The 15,559-nt window shown below is 59.6% G+C and carries 15 protein-coding genes; 8 read left to right on the plus strand and 7 right to left on the minus strand.

Going from position 1 to position 15,559, the window contains the following annotated elements:
• Positions 1 to 116: 116 nt before the first annotated feature.
• Entirely contained in the window at positions 117 to 272 is a 156-nt protein-coding gene (locus tag PPTH39_RS23495; protein ID WP_153326233.1) for a hypothetical protein, read from the plus strand.
• Between the two features lie 80 nt (positions 273 to 352).
• On the opposite strand, the gene PPTH39_RS02330 is transcribed toward PPTH39_RS23495, so the two are convergent.
• The 6 genes from PPTH39_RS02330 to PPTH39_RS02355 form a co-directional block, all read right to left on the minus strand.
• Positions 353 to 1,063: a FadR/GntR family transcriptional regulator gene (locus tag PPTH39_RS02330; protein WP_095017984.1), complete on the minus strand. Its 711-nt coding sequence runs from the start codon at positions 1,061 to 1,063 to the stop codon at positions 353 to 355.
• Between the two features lie 92 nt (positions 1,064 to 1,155).
• Entirely contained in the window at positions 1,156 to 2,685 is a 1,530-nt protein-coding gene (locus tag PPTH39_RS02335; protein WP_130871519.1) for a UxaA family hydrolase, read from the minus strand.
• Between the two features lie 29 nt (positions 2,686 to 2,714).
• Positions 2,715 to 3,725, minus strand: a complete 1,011-nt coding sequence (locus tag PPTH39_RS02340) for a zinc-binding alcohol dehydrogenase family protein (protein WP_095000323.1) — start codon at positions 3,723 to 3,725, stop codon at positions 2,715 to 2,717.
• A gap of 162 nt (positions 3,726 to 3,887) precedes the next feature.
• Positions 3,888 to 4,886 (minus strand): LacI family DNA-binding transcriptional regulator, encoded by a 999-nt coding sequence (locus PPTH39_RS02345; protein ID WP_095019980.1) that lies wholly within the window; start codon positions 4,884 to 4,886, stop codon positions 3,888 to 3,890.
• 100 nt (positions 4,887 to 4,986) lie between these two features.
• On the minus strand, positions 4,987 to 6,462 hold the full coding sequence (locus PPTH39_RS02350) for a sucrose-6-phosphate hydrolase (protein WP_130871520.1): 1,476 nt from the start codon (positions 6,460 to 6,462) through the stop codon (positions 4,987 to 4,989).
• 13 nt (positions 6,463 to 6,475) lie between these two features.
• Positions 6,476 to 7,768, minus strand: coding sequence for an MFS transporter (locus tag PPTH39_RS02355; protein ID WP_095019982.1), 1,293 nt, complete (start codon positions 7,766 to 7,768; stop codon positions 6,476 to 6,478).
• Positions 7,769 to 8,138: 370 nt separating this feature from the next.
• Between PPTH39_RS02355 and PPTH39_RS02360 the strand changes: the two genes are divergently transcribed.
• Complete coding sequence (locus tag PPTH39_RS02360; RefSeq protein ID WP_086797300.1) at positions 8,139 to 8,819, plus strand: GntR family transcriptional regulator; 681 nt, start codon at positions 8,139 to 8,141, stop codon at positions 8,817 to 8,819.
• A gap of 200 nt (positions 8,820 to 9,019) precedes the next feature.
• Here PPTH39_RS02360 and PPTH39_RS02365 read toward each other — a convergent pair whose 3' ends face one another.
• Positions 9,020 to 9,445, minus strand: a complete 426-nt coding sequence (locus PPTH39_RS02365; protein WP_198417393.1) for a hypothetical protein — start codon at positions 9,443 to 9,445, stop codon at positions 9,020 to 9,022.
• A 310-nt stretch (positions 9,446 to 9,755) separates the two neighbouring features.
• On the opposite strand from PPTH39_RS02365, the gene PPTH39_RS02370 reads away from it, so the two are divergent.
• The 6 genes from PPTH39_RS02370 to PPTH39_RS02395 are packed head-to-tail and all read left to right on the plus strand — an operon-like array spanning position 9,756 to position 15,428.
• Positions 9,756 to 10,574, plus strand: a complete 819-nt coding sequence (locus PPTH39_RS02370; protein ID WP_095026449.1) for an ABC transporter substrate-binding protein — start codon at positions 9,756 to 9,758, stop codon at positions 10,572 to 10,574.
• A 10-nt stretch (positions 10,575 to 10,584) separates the two neighbouring features.
• Positions 10,585 to 12,354, plus strand: coding sequence for a cis-3-hydroxy-L-proline dehydratase (lhpI, locus tag PPTH39_RS02375; RefSeq protein WP_130871521.1), 1,770 nt, complete (start codon positions 10,585 to 10,587; stop codon positions 12,352 to 12,354).
• Positions 12,347 to 13,012, plus strand: a complete 666-nt coding sequence (locus PPTH39_RS02380; RefSeq protein WP_095000329.1) for an amino acid ABC transporter permease — start codon at positions 12,347 to 12,349, stop codon at positions 13,010 to 13,012. The genes lhpI and PPTH39_RS02380 overlap by 8 nt, the downstream gene beginning before the upstream one ends.
• 9 nt (positions 13,013 to 13,021) lie before the next feature.
• Complete coding sequence (locus tag PPTH39_RS02385; RefSeq protein ID WP_130871522.1) at positions 13,022 to 13,672, plus strand: amino acid ABC transporter permease; 651 nt, start codon at positions 13,022 to 13,024, stop codon at positions 13,670 to 13,672.
• Entirely contained in the window at positions 13,665 to 14,387 is a 723-nt protein-coding gene (locus tag PPTH39_RS02390; protein ID WP_095000331.1) for an amino acid ABC transporter ATP-binding protein, read from the plus strand. Before PPTH39_RS02385 ends, PPTH39_RS02390 begins: the two co-directional genes overlap by 8 nt.
• 9 nt (positions 14,388 to 14,396) lie before the next feature.
• On the plus strand, positions 14,397 to 15,428 hold the full coding sequence (locus tag PPTH39_RS02395) for a trans-3-hydroxy-L-proline dehydratase (RefSeq protein WP_095017990.1): 1,032 nt from the start codon (positions 14,397 to 14,399) through the stop codon (positions 15,426 to 15,428).
• Positions 15,429 to 15,559 lie beyond the last annotated feature (131 nt).

The following is a 15,559-nucleotide window of genomic DNA, read 5'->3' on the forward strand; positions in this document are numbered from 1 at the left end:
GATTATTGCTGCTTTACCAACAATGTTTCTCAGGCCTGAGGATTTCTCCCAAAAAACATCCGAACGTTCGGCAGCATGAGTGCGATTGATCTCAATACGCAGAAACTGGTGAGCAAGTGTGGAAGGCACGTTTGCCGGTGGGTGCGGTTGCAGCGCCGTTGATCTACAAGTCGCCGGCCACGGGCAAGCAATATGTGCTTATCTCGGCGGGCGGCATGAGCCACTCGCCTGATGTGGGTGACTACATCATTGCCTATGCATTACCGGACTAAGACGTTGTAGTCGCTGAAGAGCTTTGCGGTGTTTCAGTAAAACTGCGCGCCTGGGTTCTACACGGCTTTGCGGTCTGTCTCTAATCCCCTGTCCGGGCTTCCAGCGTTCCCAGCCAGCGCGCCTGGGAACACAGCAAATGCTGGCGCATGGCAGTCTGGGCAGCAATCACATCCTTGCATTCCAGGGCCTGCAAAATGGCCTCGTGCTCGACCACCGCGGCATCCCAGGTGCCGTGGTTTTCCGAACGCTCGCTCAACTGCGCAGAAATCGGGCTGTGACGCTCATCGAACAGCGCAGTAATGATGCGCACCAACGCACCATTGCCGGTCATCTTTGCCAGGCGATGATGAAACTTTCGGTCGTCTTCCAGCGGCGGACGGTTCGCTTCGATGCTCGCGCGCATGGCATCAATGCACTCCTTCAGGTAGCGGAAGTCGCTCTTTTTCCCGTGCATACAGGCCAGCACCACCGCTTCGCCCTCGATCAGCGCGCGGGCCTGCATCAGTTCAGTCGGGCTCTCGCCATGAGTGCCGGTACGGGCGCCGCCTTCGCTCGGTCGGGCAGCCACATAGACCCCCGAGCCCATTCTGATCTCGATGCTGCCTTCGATTTCCAGGGCAATCAGGGCCTCGCGCAACGACGGGCGCGAGACGCCCAGCAACTGGGTCAAATCGCGCTCGGGAGGCAGGCGCGAGCCCACCTTGAAGTCACCCTGGACGATGTAGTCGCGCAATCGGTCGGCGATTTTCTGATAGAGCTTGCGCTCTGAAGGAGCAAAGGTGGAGACCATCGAGGCAGCGTCCAAAAAATGATGCCAAAGGCTACCACACAGGCCCGGGTGCGCTGCACAAAGCTTGGAGCCAGCCCTTGGACGTGTGAGTGTTACATCACCGCGCCAATTTGCCAGGGCACAAATTCGTTGTCGCCAAGGCCGTTTTCCTCGCTGCAGGTTTTGCCGCCTGACGCGGTTGTGAGCATCAGTGCGAACAGGCGTGTGCCCGCCTCGATCACCGATTCCTCGCCATCGACAATCGTTCCGGCATTGAAATCCATGTCCAGCGCCATGCGCTCAAACAGGCGGGTATTAGTGGCAACTTTCAGCGATGGCGTCGGTTTACAGCCATAGGTAGAACCACGACCAGTGGTAAAGCAGATCAGATTCGCACCACCCCCCACCTGGCCAGTGGCAGACACCGGGTCATAGCCGGGCGTGTCCATAAACACCAGACCTTTTCGCTGGACTGTCTCGCCATATTCATAGACCGCCATCAAGCCGGTAGACCCCGCCTTGGCCACTGCACCCAGGGACTTCTCGAGGATGGTGGTTATGCCTCCGGCCTTGTTGCCCGGTGAAGGGTTGTTGTTCATGTCGCCGTCATGCTGGCGTACATAGGCCTCCCACCAGTGGATACGGCCCATCAGTTTGTCGGCAATCTGCGCTGACGCTGCGCGGGCCGTCAGCAGATGCTCTGCCCCATAGATCTCCGGTGTTTCGGAGAGAATGGCGGTACCGCCGTGGCGCACCAACAGGTCGACCGCCGCACCCAGCGCCGGGTTGGCGGTAATCCCCGAATAACCGTCCGAGCCACCGCATTGCAGGCCTACGGTGAGGTGGCTGGCCGACACGCTGCTGCGTTGCTGGCTGTTGACCTGATCGAGCATGGCGTTGACCAGCTCTTTGCCGCGTTGCACCGTTTCGCGGGTACCGCCGGCGTCCTGGATCACCAGGCCTGCTTTGAGCACCGCGTTGCGCTCGGCCAATTGTTCCATGAGCGGGGCCAGTTGATTGACTTCACAGCCCAGGCCGATCACCAGTACACCGGCGAAATTGACATGATCGGCATAGCCACGCAGGGTGCGCTTGAGAATCTCGATGCCCTCGCCCTTGGCGCCCATACCGCAGCCGCTGTCATGGGTGATTGCCACTACGCCGTCCACATTGGGATAGTCGCGCAGGTAGCCCGCATCAAATGCCGCGGCAATCTGCTTGCATACGGTTGCCGAGCAGTTGACGCTGGAAATCACCCCGATGTAGTTGCGCGTACCGACACGCCCGTCTGCACGGACATACCCGGCAAAGCGGGCACCGCCGCCATCCTGGACGGTGGGTTGGTACACGTTGGCCAGCGTGTGGTTCGTGCTGGTCTGCGGCATCTGCAGGTTGTGCACGTGAACATGATCACCAGGGTGCAGGGCTGCACTCGCCTGGCCGATGGACTGCCCGTATTTGCGCACCAACTGCCCTTGGGCAACGGCACGCAGGGCGATTTTGTGCCCCGCAGGGATATCGGCCAACGCAGTCACGCTCAGGCCATCGGCAAACAGTTGCTGACCCTTGGCAATGTCGCCGCGCGCCACCGCCACATCATCACCGCCAGTCAGTACAAGTAATCCAGGGTTGCTCATTTTCATGCTGGTTCCTCAACGGTTAGGGTGCGCTGCTAGCACTCGATAATGGCCTTGACCACGCCCTGCTGCGGATCCAGCAGCGTGGAGAAACGGCTGGCCACTTCGTTGAGGGGAATACGGTGGGTGTTGAGCGCCTGATCGGGGATCAGGCCGTCGCGCAGGCATTGCTCCACATAGCGGAAATCTTCGACGGTGGCATTGCGGCTGCCCATCAGGGTGGCTTCGCGCTTGTGGAACTCGGGATCGGAGAAGGTGATCGTGTCACGCACCACCGAGATCATCACGTAGGTGCCACCGTGGGCGATAAATTCAAAGCCACGCTCCATGGCCCGGGCGTTGCCGGTAGCATCGAAAACCACATCATAAAAATCGCCATCGGTCAGGTCGGCGAGCGCATCTTTATCGCCGTCGCCAATCTTCACCGCTGCGTGAATATTCAGATGTTTGCGGCAAAAATCCAGACGGTCGTCACGGGTATCCAGCACCGTGACCTGCGCTCCGCGCAAGCCGGCAAAAATCGCCGCGGCCATGCCGATCGGACCGGTACCGACTACCAGCGTGCGTTGCCCGGCCTGAAGGTTCGAACGGCGCACCGCATGGGCGCCAATGGACAGGAATTCGATCATTGCGGCCTGGTCCAGGGTCACCCCGACGGCCTTGTGAATGAACTGATGGGCGACACTCAGGTACTCGGTAAAGGCACCGTCACAGTGCACACCCAGCACCTGGATGCGCGAGCAGCAGTTGGTCTTGCCCTGCCGACAGGCGATGCACGTACCACACGAAATGTAAGGCATCACGTAGACCACATCGCCCGGTACCAGAGCGCTGCCCTCTTCGCTGGCCTCGACGATGCCGGAAAATTCGTGGCCCATCACCCGCGGGTACTCCAGATACGGCTGGTTACCGGTAAAGATGTGCAAGTCGGTACCGCACACACCCACACGTTTGATCCTGATCAGGGTTTCACCGGGGCGACGCTCGGGAATAGGGCTTTCGAGGGTGGTGAGCAAGCGGGGTTCGTTACAGATCACAGTCAGCATTTTTTATTCTCCGTCGATAGCGCAAGGGCTACCGGGTATTGGCGAGACCACAATGGGTGCCGCTCGAAAACTACACGGAGGAAAAAATATTGGCAAGACCAATTAATTTTTTAATGAATTGGCCTTACCAGATTTCATGCCTGGATTTACCCACCGAACGGGTCAGCAGGAGTCGCGCTCAACCAGCGGGCAGGCAATCTTGTGGATGGCGCAGTCGTCCCGGCCTTCGATCAGATGCAGTGCCGCGCGACGACCCATTTCGTAATACGGCAACTGCACGGTGCTCAAGGGTGGGTAAAACAGCTCGGCAACCCCCACCATATTGTCAAACCCCAGTACCGCCACATCGTGCGGAATACGCAAGCCGCGACTGAGCAGATACTGATACGCCACCAGGGCAATCCGGTCGTTGCCGCAAATCAGCAGGTCAAAGGGCGGAGTTCCATTACCCGCTAGCAGCTGTTGCTCCAGCACCACAAGGGTGTGCTGATAGCCGTCATCGTCGGGCAGGTCGAACTGAGGCAGTTGCGCGGCGCTGATCCCGGCCTCGTCCAGAGCGCGGGCCAGTCCGCGTTGGCGCAACCCCCAGGCCATACTGCTTTGCGGCAGGTTTATGCAGAGCGGACGGCGGTAGCCCTGTCGCAGCGCTTGGCGTACCGCCTGATACTGCCCGTCTTCATCGTCTGATATATAGCAAGCAATGCCGGTTTCGGTGCTGACGCAATTGCCCAGAACCAGCGGTATGCTGCGCAGTACCTGCGGAATTTCCACCCGGCGAAGCTGCATGGCGCTGAAGATGATGCCGTCCGGTTGATGGGAGAGCATCAACTCGATGGCCTTCTGGCAGGGCGGGGCTTCAAACACGTTGAGGATAAACACGTTCCAGCCATGCTCGCGGGACGTACGCTCCATCGAGAGCAGCATTTCAACGGCAAAAGGAGTGGTGGCCGTATCCAGGGCAAAGATGCCAATGGTCTTGCCACTGGAGTGGCCGCCGCGGGTCTTGCGCGCAGAAAGACTGGGCACATAACCCAGGGTCTCGACGGCCTGCAGCACTTTGGCCAGGGTCTCCTGATTCAACTTTCCCGGGGTGTTGAGGGCCCTGGAAACGGTCATCAGGGAAACCCCCGCCAGCCGTGCAACATCTTTTACTGAAGCCATGGGTACGCGCCATACGTGTCTGACCGGGCATGATGTCATGCCTGATAGCGTCAGAACAGCATGAGCAAGGACGGCGCGCCCTGCGCCAAAAGGCCTGACTTCATAGCTTCAGATCCGCCAGCCCCCACACCAGGGCCTCGCCAAAATGGCCTGTGCCATTGACGGCATAAGCCCGCAGCGCAAGGCTGTCAGTCTTTGGGTAAATTCGGCTGCTCAGGCTCCAGGCGCCATCGTCGACGAACACTTCGATGGATGAACGATCGAGAAAAATTCGCAGGGCAATGCGTGTCTGCCCTGCCGCGATCGGAACACTGCGAACTCCGCTCACCCCGGCGCCGGAATGTTGCCTGTCGAGCACCAGGCGCCGGGCCATGGCATCAAAATACAGCAAGGTACGCTCCTGCTGATCATTGCTGCAGCGCAATGCCAGACCAAAATGTTCAGCGCTGCTGGCGGCAATATCCAGCTCAAGTTCAATCTCCAGCAGCGCCCCCCAGGTATCCAGCAACTGATTGGCAGACTTCAGCGCACCTATCTGCAGCACCTGCCCCGCCTGCCTCAATGCAATCAGCTCGCGGGCCGGACGCATCAGCAGTCGATCACCGTCGCGACTGACTTCACGGGGTAATGTCAGCGCCCCGCACCAGTGCTCGGCCTGGCTGGGCATCGGGCTTTCCCACATGTCCATCCAGGCCCATAACAAGCGACGGCCATCTGGTGCGAGCAAGGTCTGGGCAGCATAGAAATCGTGGCCATGATCGAGTTCATGGAGCGGCCCACCGGGTTTGAACACACCCTTGTCGTCCAGTTGCCCCATGCGGTAGCTGTTCTGATACAGGTTCCAATTGTCATATCCGCAGGGCTTCAAGCCCTGGGGCGAGTACAGCAACACATCGCGCCCCTCCAGCTCGAAAATATCCGGGCACTCCCACATATACCCATCAAGTTCACGTTGCCCCTGCAGCGCACAGCCCAGAAAGTCCCAGTGCAACAGGTCATCTGAACGATAGAGCAGCAACTGCGGGTCATCCCCAAGGCGTGCCCCCAGCGCCATCCACCAGGCCCCGTGGCGCTGCCACACCTTTGGGTCACGAACATGCATGATGGCCGGGTCAGGCGGTGTGTCGATGACCGGCCCGTGCTTGATAAAGGTAATGCCATCGGTGCTGCTGGCCAGGCACTGGACCTGACGGATGTGCTGGTCATCACCCGGCTCTTGCAACCAGATGTGACCGGTATAGATCAGGTACAGGGTGTCATCGAGTACCACTGCCGAGCCTGAGAAGCAGCCATCACGGTCATAACTGTCACCCGGTGCCAGGGCGATGGGCAAATGCTGCCAATGCACCAGGTCGTCGCTGCTGGCGTGCCCCCAGTGCATGGGGCCCCATTGTGCAGAAAAAGGATGATGCTGATAAAACATGTGGTATTGGCCGCGAAAGAACACCAGGCCGTTAGGGTCGTTCATCCACCCGGCTGCCGGGGCCAGGTGATAGGCGAGGCGATAGTCGTTGCCGCGTTCGGGCAGTGTTTGTTCAATGGCGCGATGGGCCATGTCCAGCCGTGCAGCGTGCATGGGGTGGTCCTTGTCAGGGTTCATAACGGGTAACTGATTGAGTGATGGCGGGTAATGCCAGCGCTTCGGCAACAGCGTTTTTGCCCGGTGGTTGCCGTGGATCGTTGCGCAGCAGGGTCCAGGACAGCAGCAGGCAGGCGCCAGCCAGAGCGGACATGGCCAGGTAAACATCGGCAAATCCGTATTGGTCATAACCGTAGCCAACCAAGGGCGACAGCAGCATGGCGGTGAGTTGCTGGGCGAAGTGAAAGCCCACCAGATAGATCGAGGCAGACAGGCGCGGGTCGAAATTGAACGCAATATATTTGAACACCGAGACCAGCAGGATCGGCACCTCAACCGCGTGCAGCATCTTGAACACGGCGATGGCCCAGGTTTCTGTAGCCAGGCCGGAACCCAGAATGCGAAAAAACATGATGCTGCCCGCCAGGATCAGCCCGTATTTCGCACCGGTACGGCCAACCACCCAAGGGGCAACCAGGAGCAAGCCGGCCTCCAGCAGGACCTGGGATGAGTTCAGGTAACCATAGGCCTGAATGCCCTGTTCCGGGGTCGCAAAAAACGACGAGAAATACACCGGAAACTGCTGCTCGTAGATCATGTAAATCCCGCACACCCCGGTCAGATAGACACTGAAGGCCCAGAACCGCGGCAACTTGAGCAATTGCCATAGATCACCGACAGATACGGGCGCAGCGCCACTTGCGCCGCTGGCGCAGCCGGGTTGGTTGAACCGGCTCAGGTCCAGTCGAAACAGAATGAGCAAAAACGCCACGCCGGCAGCACTGCTCATGTAGAAGGCAATATTGGGGTTGATGTTGAACACCACACCCACAATGCAGGTGGCCGCAGCCCAGCCCAGGGAACCCCACATCCTGCTGGTGCCGAACTCGAAACCCACGTGCCGTGACAACCGTTCGGTATAACTTTCGATCACGCCAACCCCGGCCAGCATGGCAAAGGCCAGGAAAACCGCCCCCACCACTGCGCCGAGCACTACGTTCTGAGCCAGCAAGTGGCTATAGACATAAATCGCGAAGGGTGCGGCGGCGCACAGCAGCAGGCCAATCCATACCAGCAGCTTGCGGGACAGGCCGAGCTTGTCCTGCAATGCCCCGTAGAACGGCTGGATCAGCAGTGCTGCGATTGCATTCGCGGCAAATACATAGCCGGTCTGCGCGCCATTGAGGCCGATGACCTGATGCAACCAGATGGAAAAAAGCGAGTAACTGGAAGACCATGAAAAAAAGAAAAAAAACAGCAAACCGCTGATAAGCCAGTAATCACGCTTGACCGTCCGTTGCATGGGTGTGCCTCTTGTTCTTATTTAAGTTAACGTTAACATTTTCTCCTATTACGGATGCCTACAGCTTCGCTGTCAAGCTCATGGCTCAGGAAAGCAGCAATGGACAGGGCCTGGAAGCGCATATCAGGTCGCGATGACCCGGTGCCTGATCAGGTGTTTTTTTGACACCTTGCAGGGGAACCCCTGCGCAAGGACATCAAGCAGGTTAAGGATTAACCCGACTACGTCGCCAGCCTTCAGTCGGGCTCAGGCTAGCCTGTAATGTGCTGGCATTTGCAGGCTGACCCGTGCCAGGTAACAGGCCGCAGGGCGACTGGCACAAGGCTTACCCTCTGAGTTTCGTATACCATATATCTTTTACAAGCGAATGATGACCACCGTGGCCCATCCAAAACTCAATGCACCCGACCTCGGCAATTCGCCTTCCACATCGGAAATCATCACCCTGCATTTGCGCGATGCGATTGTCGCCGGGCATTTCGCTGAAGATGAACCGATTCGCCAGGATGATATCGCCCGCCAGTTCAATGTCAGCAAAATCCCCGTGCGCGAAGCCCTCAAGCGACTTGAAGCTGAAGGGCTGGTGATGTTCCAGCGCAACCGCGGCGCCATGGTCACGCGCATTTCCGAGGCCGAACTGGCGCAGATGTTCGAAGTGCGCATGCTCCTTGAAGACAAACTGCTGCGCCTGGCCATTCCCAACATGACCGCAGACACCTTTGCCCGTGCCGAACGCATTTGCCAGGAGTTTGTCGGGGAAGATGACGTGGGCCGCTGGGCCGAGCTTAACTGGGAACTGCACGCCTGCCTGTACGAGCCGGCGCAGCGACCGTTCATGATCAGCCTGATCCGCTCAGTCAATGACAAACTGGAACGCTACCTGCGTATGCAAATGAGTTTGTCGGCAGGTAAACACCGTGCCGATCACGAACACCGGGAGATCCTTGACGCCTGCCGCGCTGGCGATGTTGAGCTGGCCGTCAAGTTGCTGGATGAGCATATTGCCGGCGTGTGCAAAACCCTGTTCGAGCATTTGCCGCAAAGCCATTGAGCCTGTACGCAACGCTTTAGCTTGTAGTCGCTGAGGAGCGCAGCGAGGCTGCGATCGGTTTGGTGCGCCACTGCGACACAGCAGTCGTAAAATCGGTTAATGCGTTGGGCCAAGTACATCCGGGGCTCAGGGTTTACGACCGCTTCGCAATCGATCGCAGCCTCGCTGCGCTCCTCAGCGGCTACAAGATTTCGTGTTCTTCACTCCCCCACCGAGTACACCGTAATACACAGGTCGATCCCCAATGACTGCATGCGCAGCAAGGTATCGATCGGGATCGGGTGGCTGACGGAACGTGGTGTAACTCCGCTGTTGTAGCCAATATCCAGGGTCTTTTTTGTACAGGCGTGCCATAACGGCTGCAGTGCTTGCGGCAATTGCTCAATGGCATCGAGCAAGGCCCTGATGCTTTCATCAGGTGTGGGGTAACTGCCTTGCGGGCCAAAGGCTTCAAAAACAGAATGATAGAGGTCGCCGTCAGCCTGACTGTCATGCAGGCAACTGATTGATTCTTCGGGCAGATCTCCAGGCGCCATGGCTTGTGCCAAGGGCGCCAGATTCACCGGAGCCGTGAGCATCAGGTCTGTATTGATGTAGTACACCCCGATATCATCATCGATAGGCATAGGCTTCACACTCCCAAAAAAAGTACCTAGCCCATACTGCCCGCAGGGCAAAAAATAGCCAATACCGCCAAAAAGCCAGCAAGTGTTCCTTTGTGGGGCATTTCCCACAGTAATGCTCCCTTCTGTAACACCCCCCTGCTACCGCTCAACCCCTCCACTACCAGAGTGCCATCACGCAAGCCTGCAAATACCGCGCTCGCTCACTTATTGCGGCCTGCGGCAAAAATCGGCACACGCCTTGCAAAACAAATATCGTATACGAAATCCAAAGACCGTTAATCAACAGCCCTTCAACGACTCCGAGGCTTCCATGAAAAACCCCGTACTTGCCGTAGCTCTCAGCGCTGTTCTCAGTACCTCCTTTATTGCCACGGCGCAGGCCGACAAGCTCGACGATATTATCGGTTCGGGCAAGTTGCGCTGCGCCGTCACCCTGGACTTCCCGCCCATGGGCTCCCGTGACGAGGCCAACAAGCCCGTCGGCTTTGATGTGGACTACTGCAACGATCTGGCAAAAGTGCTCGGTGTCGATGCCGAAATCGTTGAAACCCCCTTCCCTGACCGGATTCCGGCGTTGGTCTCCGGGCGCGCCGATGTCATTGTGGCCTCCACTTCCGACACCCTGGAACGGGCCAAGACCGTTGGCCTGAGCATTCCTTACTTTGCCTTCCAGATGGTGGTGCTGACCCGCGACAACACCGGTATCAACAGCTTTGAAGATCTCAAGGGCAAGGCTCTGGGCAACACCAGCGGCACCTATGAAGCCATCGCCCTGGAAAAAGACGTGAAAAACTGGGGCAGCGGTTCATTCCGCGCCTATCAGTCGCAGAACGACACCCTGCTGGCCGTTGCCCAGGGTCATATCGAGGCCACCGTGGTCACCAACACCGTGGCTGCGGCTACCCTTAAATCAGGCAAGTACAAAAACCTCAAGGTCGCCGGTAACGCGCCTTATGTGGTCGATTACGTGTCCCTGGGCGCCAAGCGCAACGAGTACGGCCTGCTCAACTACCTGAACCTGTTCGTCAACCAGCAAGTACGCACCGGACGCTACAAGGAGCTGTGGACCAAATGGGTCGGGACCGAGATTCCACCGGCTGATCTGACCGTACCTCACGTTTATTACTGAGGTATCCAGCATGTCCGGGATAAGTTCTCTTGAAGGCCGCAGCCTGGTGGATGGTTGTGCATCCGCCCCGCTGCTGTACGCCGAGGTCGGCCTGAGTTTCTGGGGCGGCGTCGACCCGTTCAGCGGCGAGGTGATCGACCGCCATCACCCGCTCAGCGGCGAATGCCTGGCCGGCCGTGTGCTGGCAATCCCCAGCGGGCGCGGCTCCTGTACCGGCAGCAGTGTGCTGATGGAACTGATCAGCAATGGCCATGCTCCTGCTGCGCTGGTGCTGGCCGAGGCCGACGAGATCCTGACCCTTGGCGTGCTGGTGGCACAGACCCTGTTCCAACGTTCCCTGCCGGTGCTGTGCATCGGCAAGGAAGCCTTTGGCCAATTGCGCGGCAAGGCGTTCGCCAGGGTCGATGGCACCGGTTTGAGCCTTTACGATTCAACGCCTGACGATACTCCGGCACCACGCAACGACAGGCCAACCGAAGATGCACACAGCTCGATCGAGCTGACCGCACACGACCGTGCACTGCTCGACGGCAGCCAAGGCAAGGCCGCTCAGGTGGCCATGCAGATCGTTTTGCGCATGGCGCATATCCAGGGCGCCAAATATCTGGTGGACATCACCCAGGCCCATATCGACGGCTGCATCTATACCGGGCCGGCGAGTTTGCGCTTTGCGCAACTACTGGTGGCATGGGGTGCCAAGGTGCGGGTACCCACCACCCTCAATTCGATTTCCGTGGATCAGCGCCGTTGGCGCGAACTGGGTATCGACCCGGCGCTCGGTGTACCCGCCAGCGCGCTGGGCGATGCTTATATGGCCATGGGCGCACAATTGAGTTTCACCTGCGCGCCTTATCTGCTCGACAGTGCGCCCAAGGCCGGCGAGCAGATTGTCTGGGCCGAATCCAACGCGGTGGTTTACGCCAACAGCGTGCTCGGCGCACGCACCCTCAAGTACCCCGACTATCTGGATATTTGTATCGCCCTCACCGGCCGGGCACCGCTGATTGGCTGTCATCTGGAAGATCAGCGCAAGGCCCGTTTGCACATAGAAGTGCCGCCCCTGTCCAACCTTGACGACTCTTTCTACCCGCTGCTCGGCTACCACATCGGTGCCCTGGCCGGCAGCCGGATCCCGCTGGTTTCCGGGCTCCAGCAGCAGCATCCGAACCTGGACGATCTCAAGGCATTCGGTGCGGCCTTCGCCACCACCAGCGCCGCTGCGCTGTTTCATATCGCCGGGGTTACCCCCGAAGCTCTCGACCCGACACGGGTGATCGATGGGCCGCTGCCGGTGCTCAAGCTCAGCCTGGAGGAATTGCTGCTCAGTTGGCAGGAGCTCAACAGCGCCCGCGATGCCAGGGTGGATGTGGTGTCATTGGGCAACCCGCACTTTTCCCTCAGCGAGTTCGCCCGTTTGGCAAGCCTGTGCCAGGGCCGCCACCGTCATCCCGACGTGGTACTGGCGATCACCTGTGGTCGCACCGTGCTGGAGCAGGCCCGCGTCGCCGGGTATATCGCCGTAATCGAAGCCTTTGGTGCCGTGATTGTCAGCGATACCTGCTGGTGCATGCTCGGTGAACCGGTGATTCCGCCAGCCGCCAGAAACCTGATGACCAACTCGGGCAAATACGCCCATTACGCCCCCGGCCTGGTGGGCCGCAGAGTTCACTTCGCCAGCCTCGCCGAGTGTGTGGATGCGGCGTGCAGCGCCACGGCCAGCGGGCGCTTGCCGCAGTGGCTGCAAGCTGCTGCCTCACTGGAGAACGCACCCCATGTTTGACTATACCTTCCAATGGCGCTCTGCCCTGCGCGCCTTGCCGGACATGCTCGCCGGTGCCCTGGTGACCTTCGAGACCGCTGCCCTGTCGATGATCTTCGGTGTACTGATCGCCCTGGCCCTAACGGTGATGCGCGAAAGCAAAAACCCGCTGCTGCGTGGCGCCGGTAATGCCTGGGTGTCCATTGCCCGTAACACGCCCTCGTTGTTCCAGATTTATGTCCTGTACTTCGGGCTCGGCTCCCTGGGCCTGCATGTCAGTTCATGGGTCGCCCTGCTGGCCGGGATCACCTTCAACAACGCAGGTTACCTGGCCGAGAACTTTCGCGGCGGGCTCAAGGCAGTGCCCGAAACCCAGGTACGCGCAGCTCGCTCGCTGGGCATGAGCGCCTTCCAGACCTACCGCATGATCGTCGTACCGCAGCTGCTGCGCATCGTGTTTTACCCGCTGACCAACCAGATGGTCTGGGCGGTGCTGATGACCTCGCTGGGGGTGATCGTGGGCCTGAACAACGACCTCACCGGTGTGACCCAGGACTACAACGTCAAAACGTTCCGCACCTTTGAATACTTCGCCATTGCCGCGGTGCTGTATTACCTGATTGCCAAGGCGATCGTTGCAGCAGCCCGGCTCATGGCCTGGCGACTGTTCCGTTACTGAGGACTGCCCATGTTTTCCACCAGCTTTACCTGGAACGATTTTCTGTTTTTGCTGCAGGGGGCATGGGTCACCCTGCAACTGACCAACTGGGCGATTTTGCTCGGCACCGTTGCCGGCCTGCTGTTCGGCCTGATGCGTGCCTTGCTGCCACGGGCCAGCCTGCCGCTGGCCTGGGTGCTGGATGTGTTTCGCAGCGTGCCTTTGCTCATTCAGTTCGTGCTGTTCAACTCGCTCAAGAGCATCGTCGGCCTGAACATCAGCGCTTTCAGCGTCGGCTGCATCGTGCTGGGGGTCTACGCAGCCGCGTACTTCACCGAGATCGTGCGCAGCGGCGTGCTGGCAGTGCCGTTTACCGTGCGCCGGGCCAGCCGTTCGCTGGGCCTGAGCTACCTGCAGGACCTGCGCTACATCGTGTTGCCCATTGCCATGCGCGTGGCCTTCCCCGGCTGGCTCAACCTGGTGCTCAGCGTGATGAAAGATACCGCACTGGTGATGTGGATCGGCATCGTCGAACTGCTGCGCGCCTCGCAAACCATCGTCACCCGCATCCAGGAACCGATGCTGGTGCTGTGCATCGCGGGCCTTATCTATTACGTCATGAGTCTGGTGGTTGCGCGCCTTGGTGCTCGCCTGGAAAAAAGGTGGCAAGAAAATGATTGAGATCGACAACGTCTACAAATCCTTCGGCGACCTCGAAGTGGTCAAGGGCGTCAGCCTGACCGTGAACAAGGGTGAGGTGGTCTCGATTATCGGCGGCTCCGGCTCCGGCAAGTCGACCCTGCTGATGTGCATCAACGGCCTGGAACCGATCCAGAAAGGCCATATCCGCGTCGACGGCATCGCAGTCCACGACCGCGCCACCAACCTTAACCACCTGCGCCAGAAAATCGGCATCGTGTTCCAGCAATGGAACGCCTTTCCACACCTCACCGTGCTGGAAAACGTGATGCTGGCGCCGCGCAAGGTGCTGGGCAAAAGCAAGGCCGAAGCCGAGGCCCTGGCGGTGCAGCAACTGACCCATGTGGGCCTGGGCGACAAGCTCAAGACCTTCCCCGGCAAGCTTTCCGGCGGCCAGCAACAGCGCATGGCCATTGCCCGCGCCCTGGCCATGTCACCGGACTACATGTTGTTCGACGAAGCCACCTCGGCCCTCGACCCGCAATTGGTGGGCGAGGTGCTCGACACCATGCGCATGCTCGCCGAAGACGGCATGACCATGGTGCTGGTCACCCACGAAATCCGCTTTGCGCGGGATGTATCCGACCGCGTGGCGTTCTTTCGCAATGGCCTGGTGCACGAAATCGGTACCCCCGATCAAGTCATCGGCAACCCTGTGCACGCGGAAACCGCGGCCTTCCTCAAGTCGGTCAAATAGGAGCAGAACATGCGTTCATCGAAAGTCATTCATGTGGTCAGCTGTCACGCCGAGGGCGAAGTCGGTGACGTGATCGTCGGCGGTGTGGCGCCTCCGCCCGGGGCTACCGTATGGGAGCAGTCGCGCTGGATCGCCCGGGACGAGACCCTGCGCAATTTTGTGCTCAACGAGCCTCGCGGCGGGGTGTTCCGGCACGTCAACCTGCTGGTGCCGGCCAAGGATCCACGGGCGCAAATGGCCTGGATCATTATGGAACCGGCCGACACTCCGCCCATGTCGGGTTCCAACTCGATCTGCGTGTCCACGGTCTTGCTCGATAGCGGCATCCTGCCGATGACCGAACCGCAAACCCGACTGGTGCTCGAAGCTCCCGGTGGCCTGATCGAGGCCGTAGCCGACTGTCGAGACGGCAAGGTACAACGGGTCGAGATCAAAAACGTGCCCTCCTTCGCCGACCGCCTGGATGCCTGGATCGAAGTCGAGGGCCTGGGATCGCTCAAGGTCGACACCGCCTATGGCGGCGACAGCTTCGTACTTGCCGATGCCAAGGAACTGGGCTTTGCCATCAGCCCGGATGAAGCCAGGGACATCGTTGAGACCGGTTTGAAAATCACTCGCGCCGCCAACGAGCAACTGGGCTTCACCCACCCGTTGAACCCGGACTGGTCGCATATCTCGTTTTGCCAGATCGCTGCGCCTGTGGTGTATGAGAACGGTATTGCCAGCGGCGCCAACGCGGTCGTGATCCGCCCGGGCAAGATCGACCGCTCGCCCTGCGGCACCGGTTGCTCGGCGCGCATGGCGGTGTTGCAGGCCAAGGGGCTGCTCAAGGTGGGCGAGCGCTTTATCGGCCGTTCGATCATCGGCTCTGAATTTCATTGCCGCATCGACTCCATGACCGAAGTGGCCGGCCGCGTCGCGATCTACCCGTGCATCTCCGGACGGGCGTGGATTACCGGTACCCATCAACACCTGCTCGACCCGAGCGACCCATGGCCACAGGGCTATCGCCTGTCCGATACCTGGCCGGGTGCCAACTGACCAGAGCATTTACGCAATACCCGTAGCAGCTGACGAGCGCAGCGAGGCTGCGTTCGTCAGCTACAGGAACACCGCAACTGTGGGAGCGAGCCTGCTCGCGAAGGTCGTTCGCGAGCAGGCTCGCTCCCACA

The organism is Pseudomonas bubulae, assembly GCF_900618535.1.
Lineage (GTDB): Bacteria > Pseudomonadota > Gammaproteobacteria > Pseudomonadales > Pseudomonadaceae > Aquipseudomonas > Aquipseudomonas bubulae.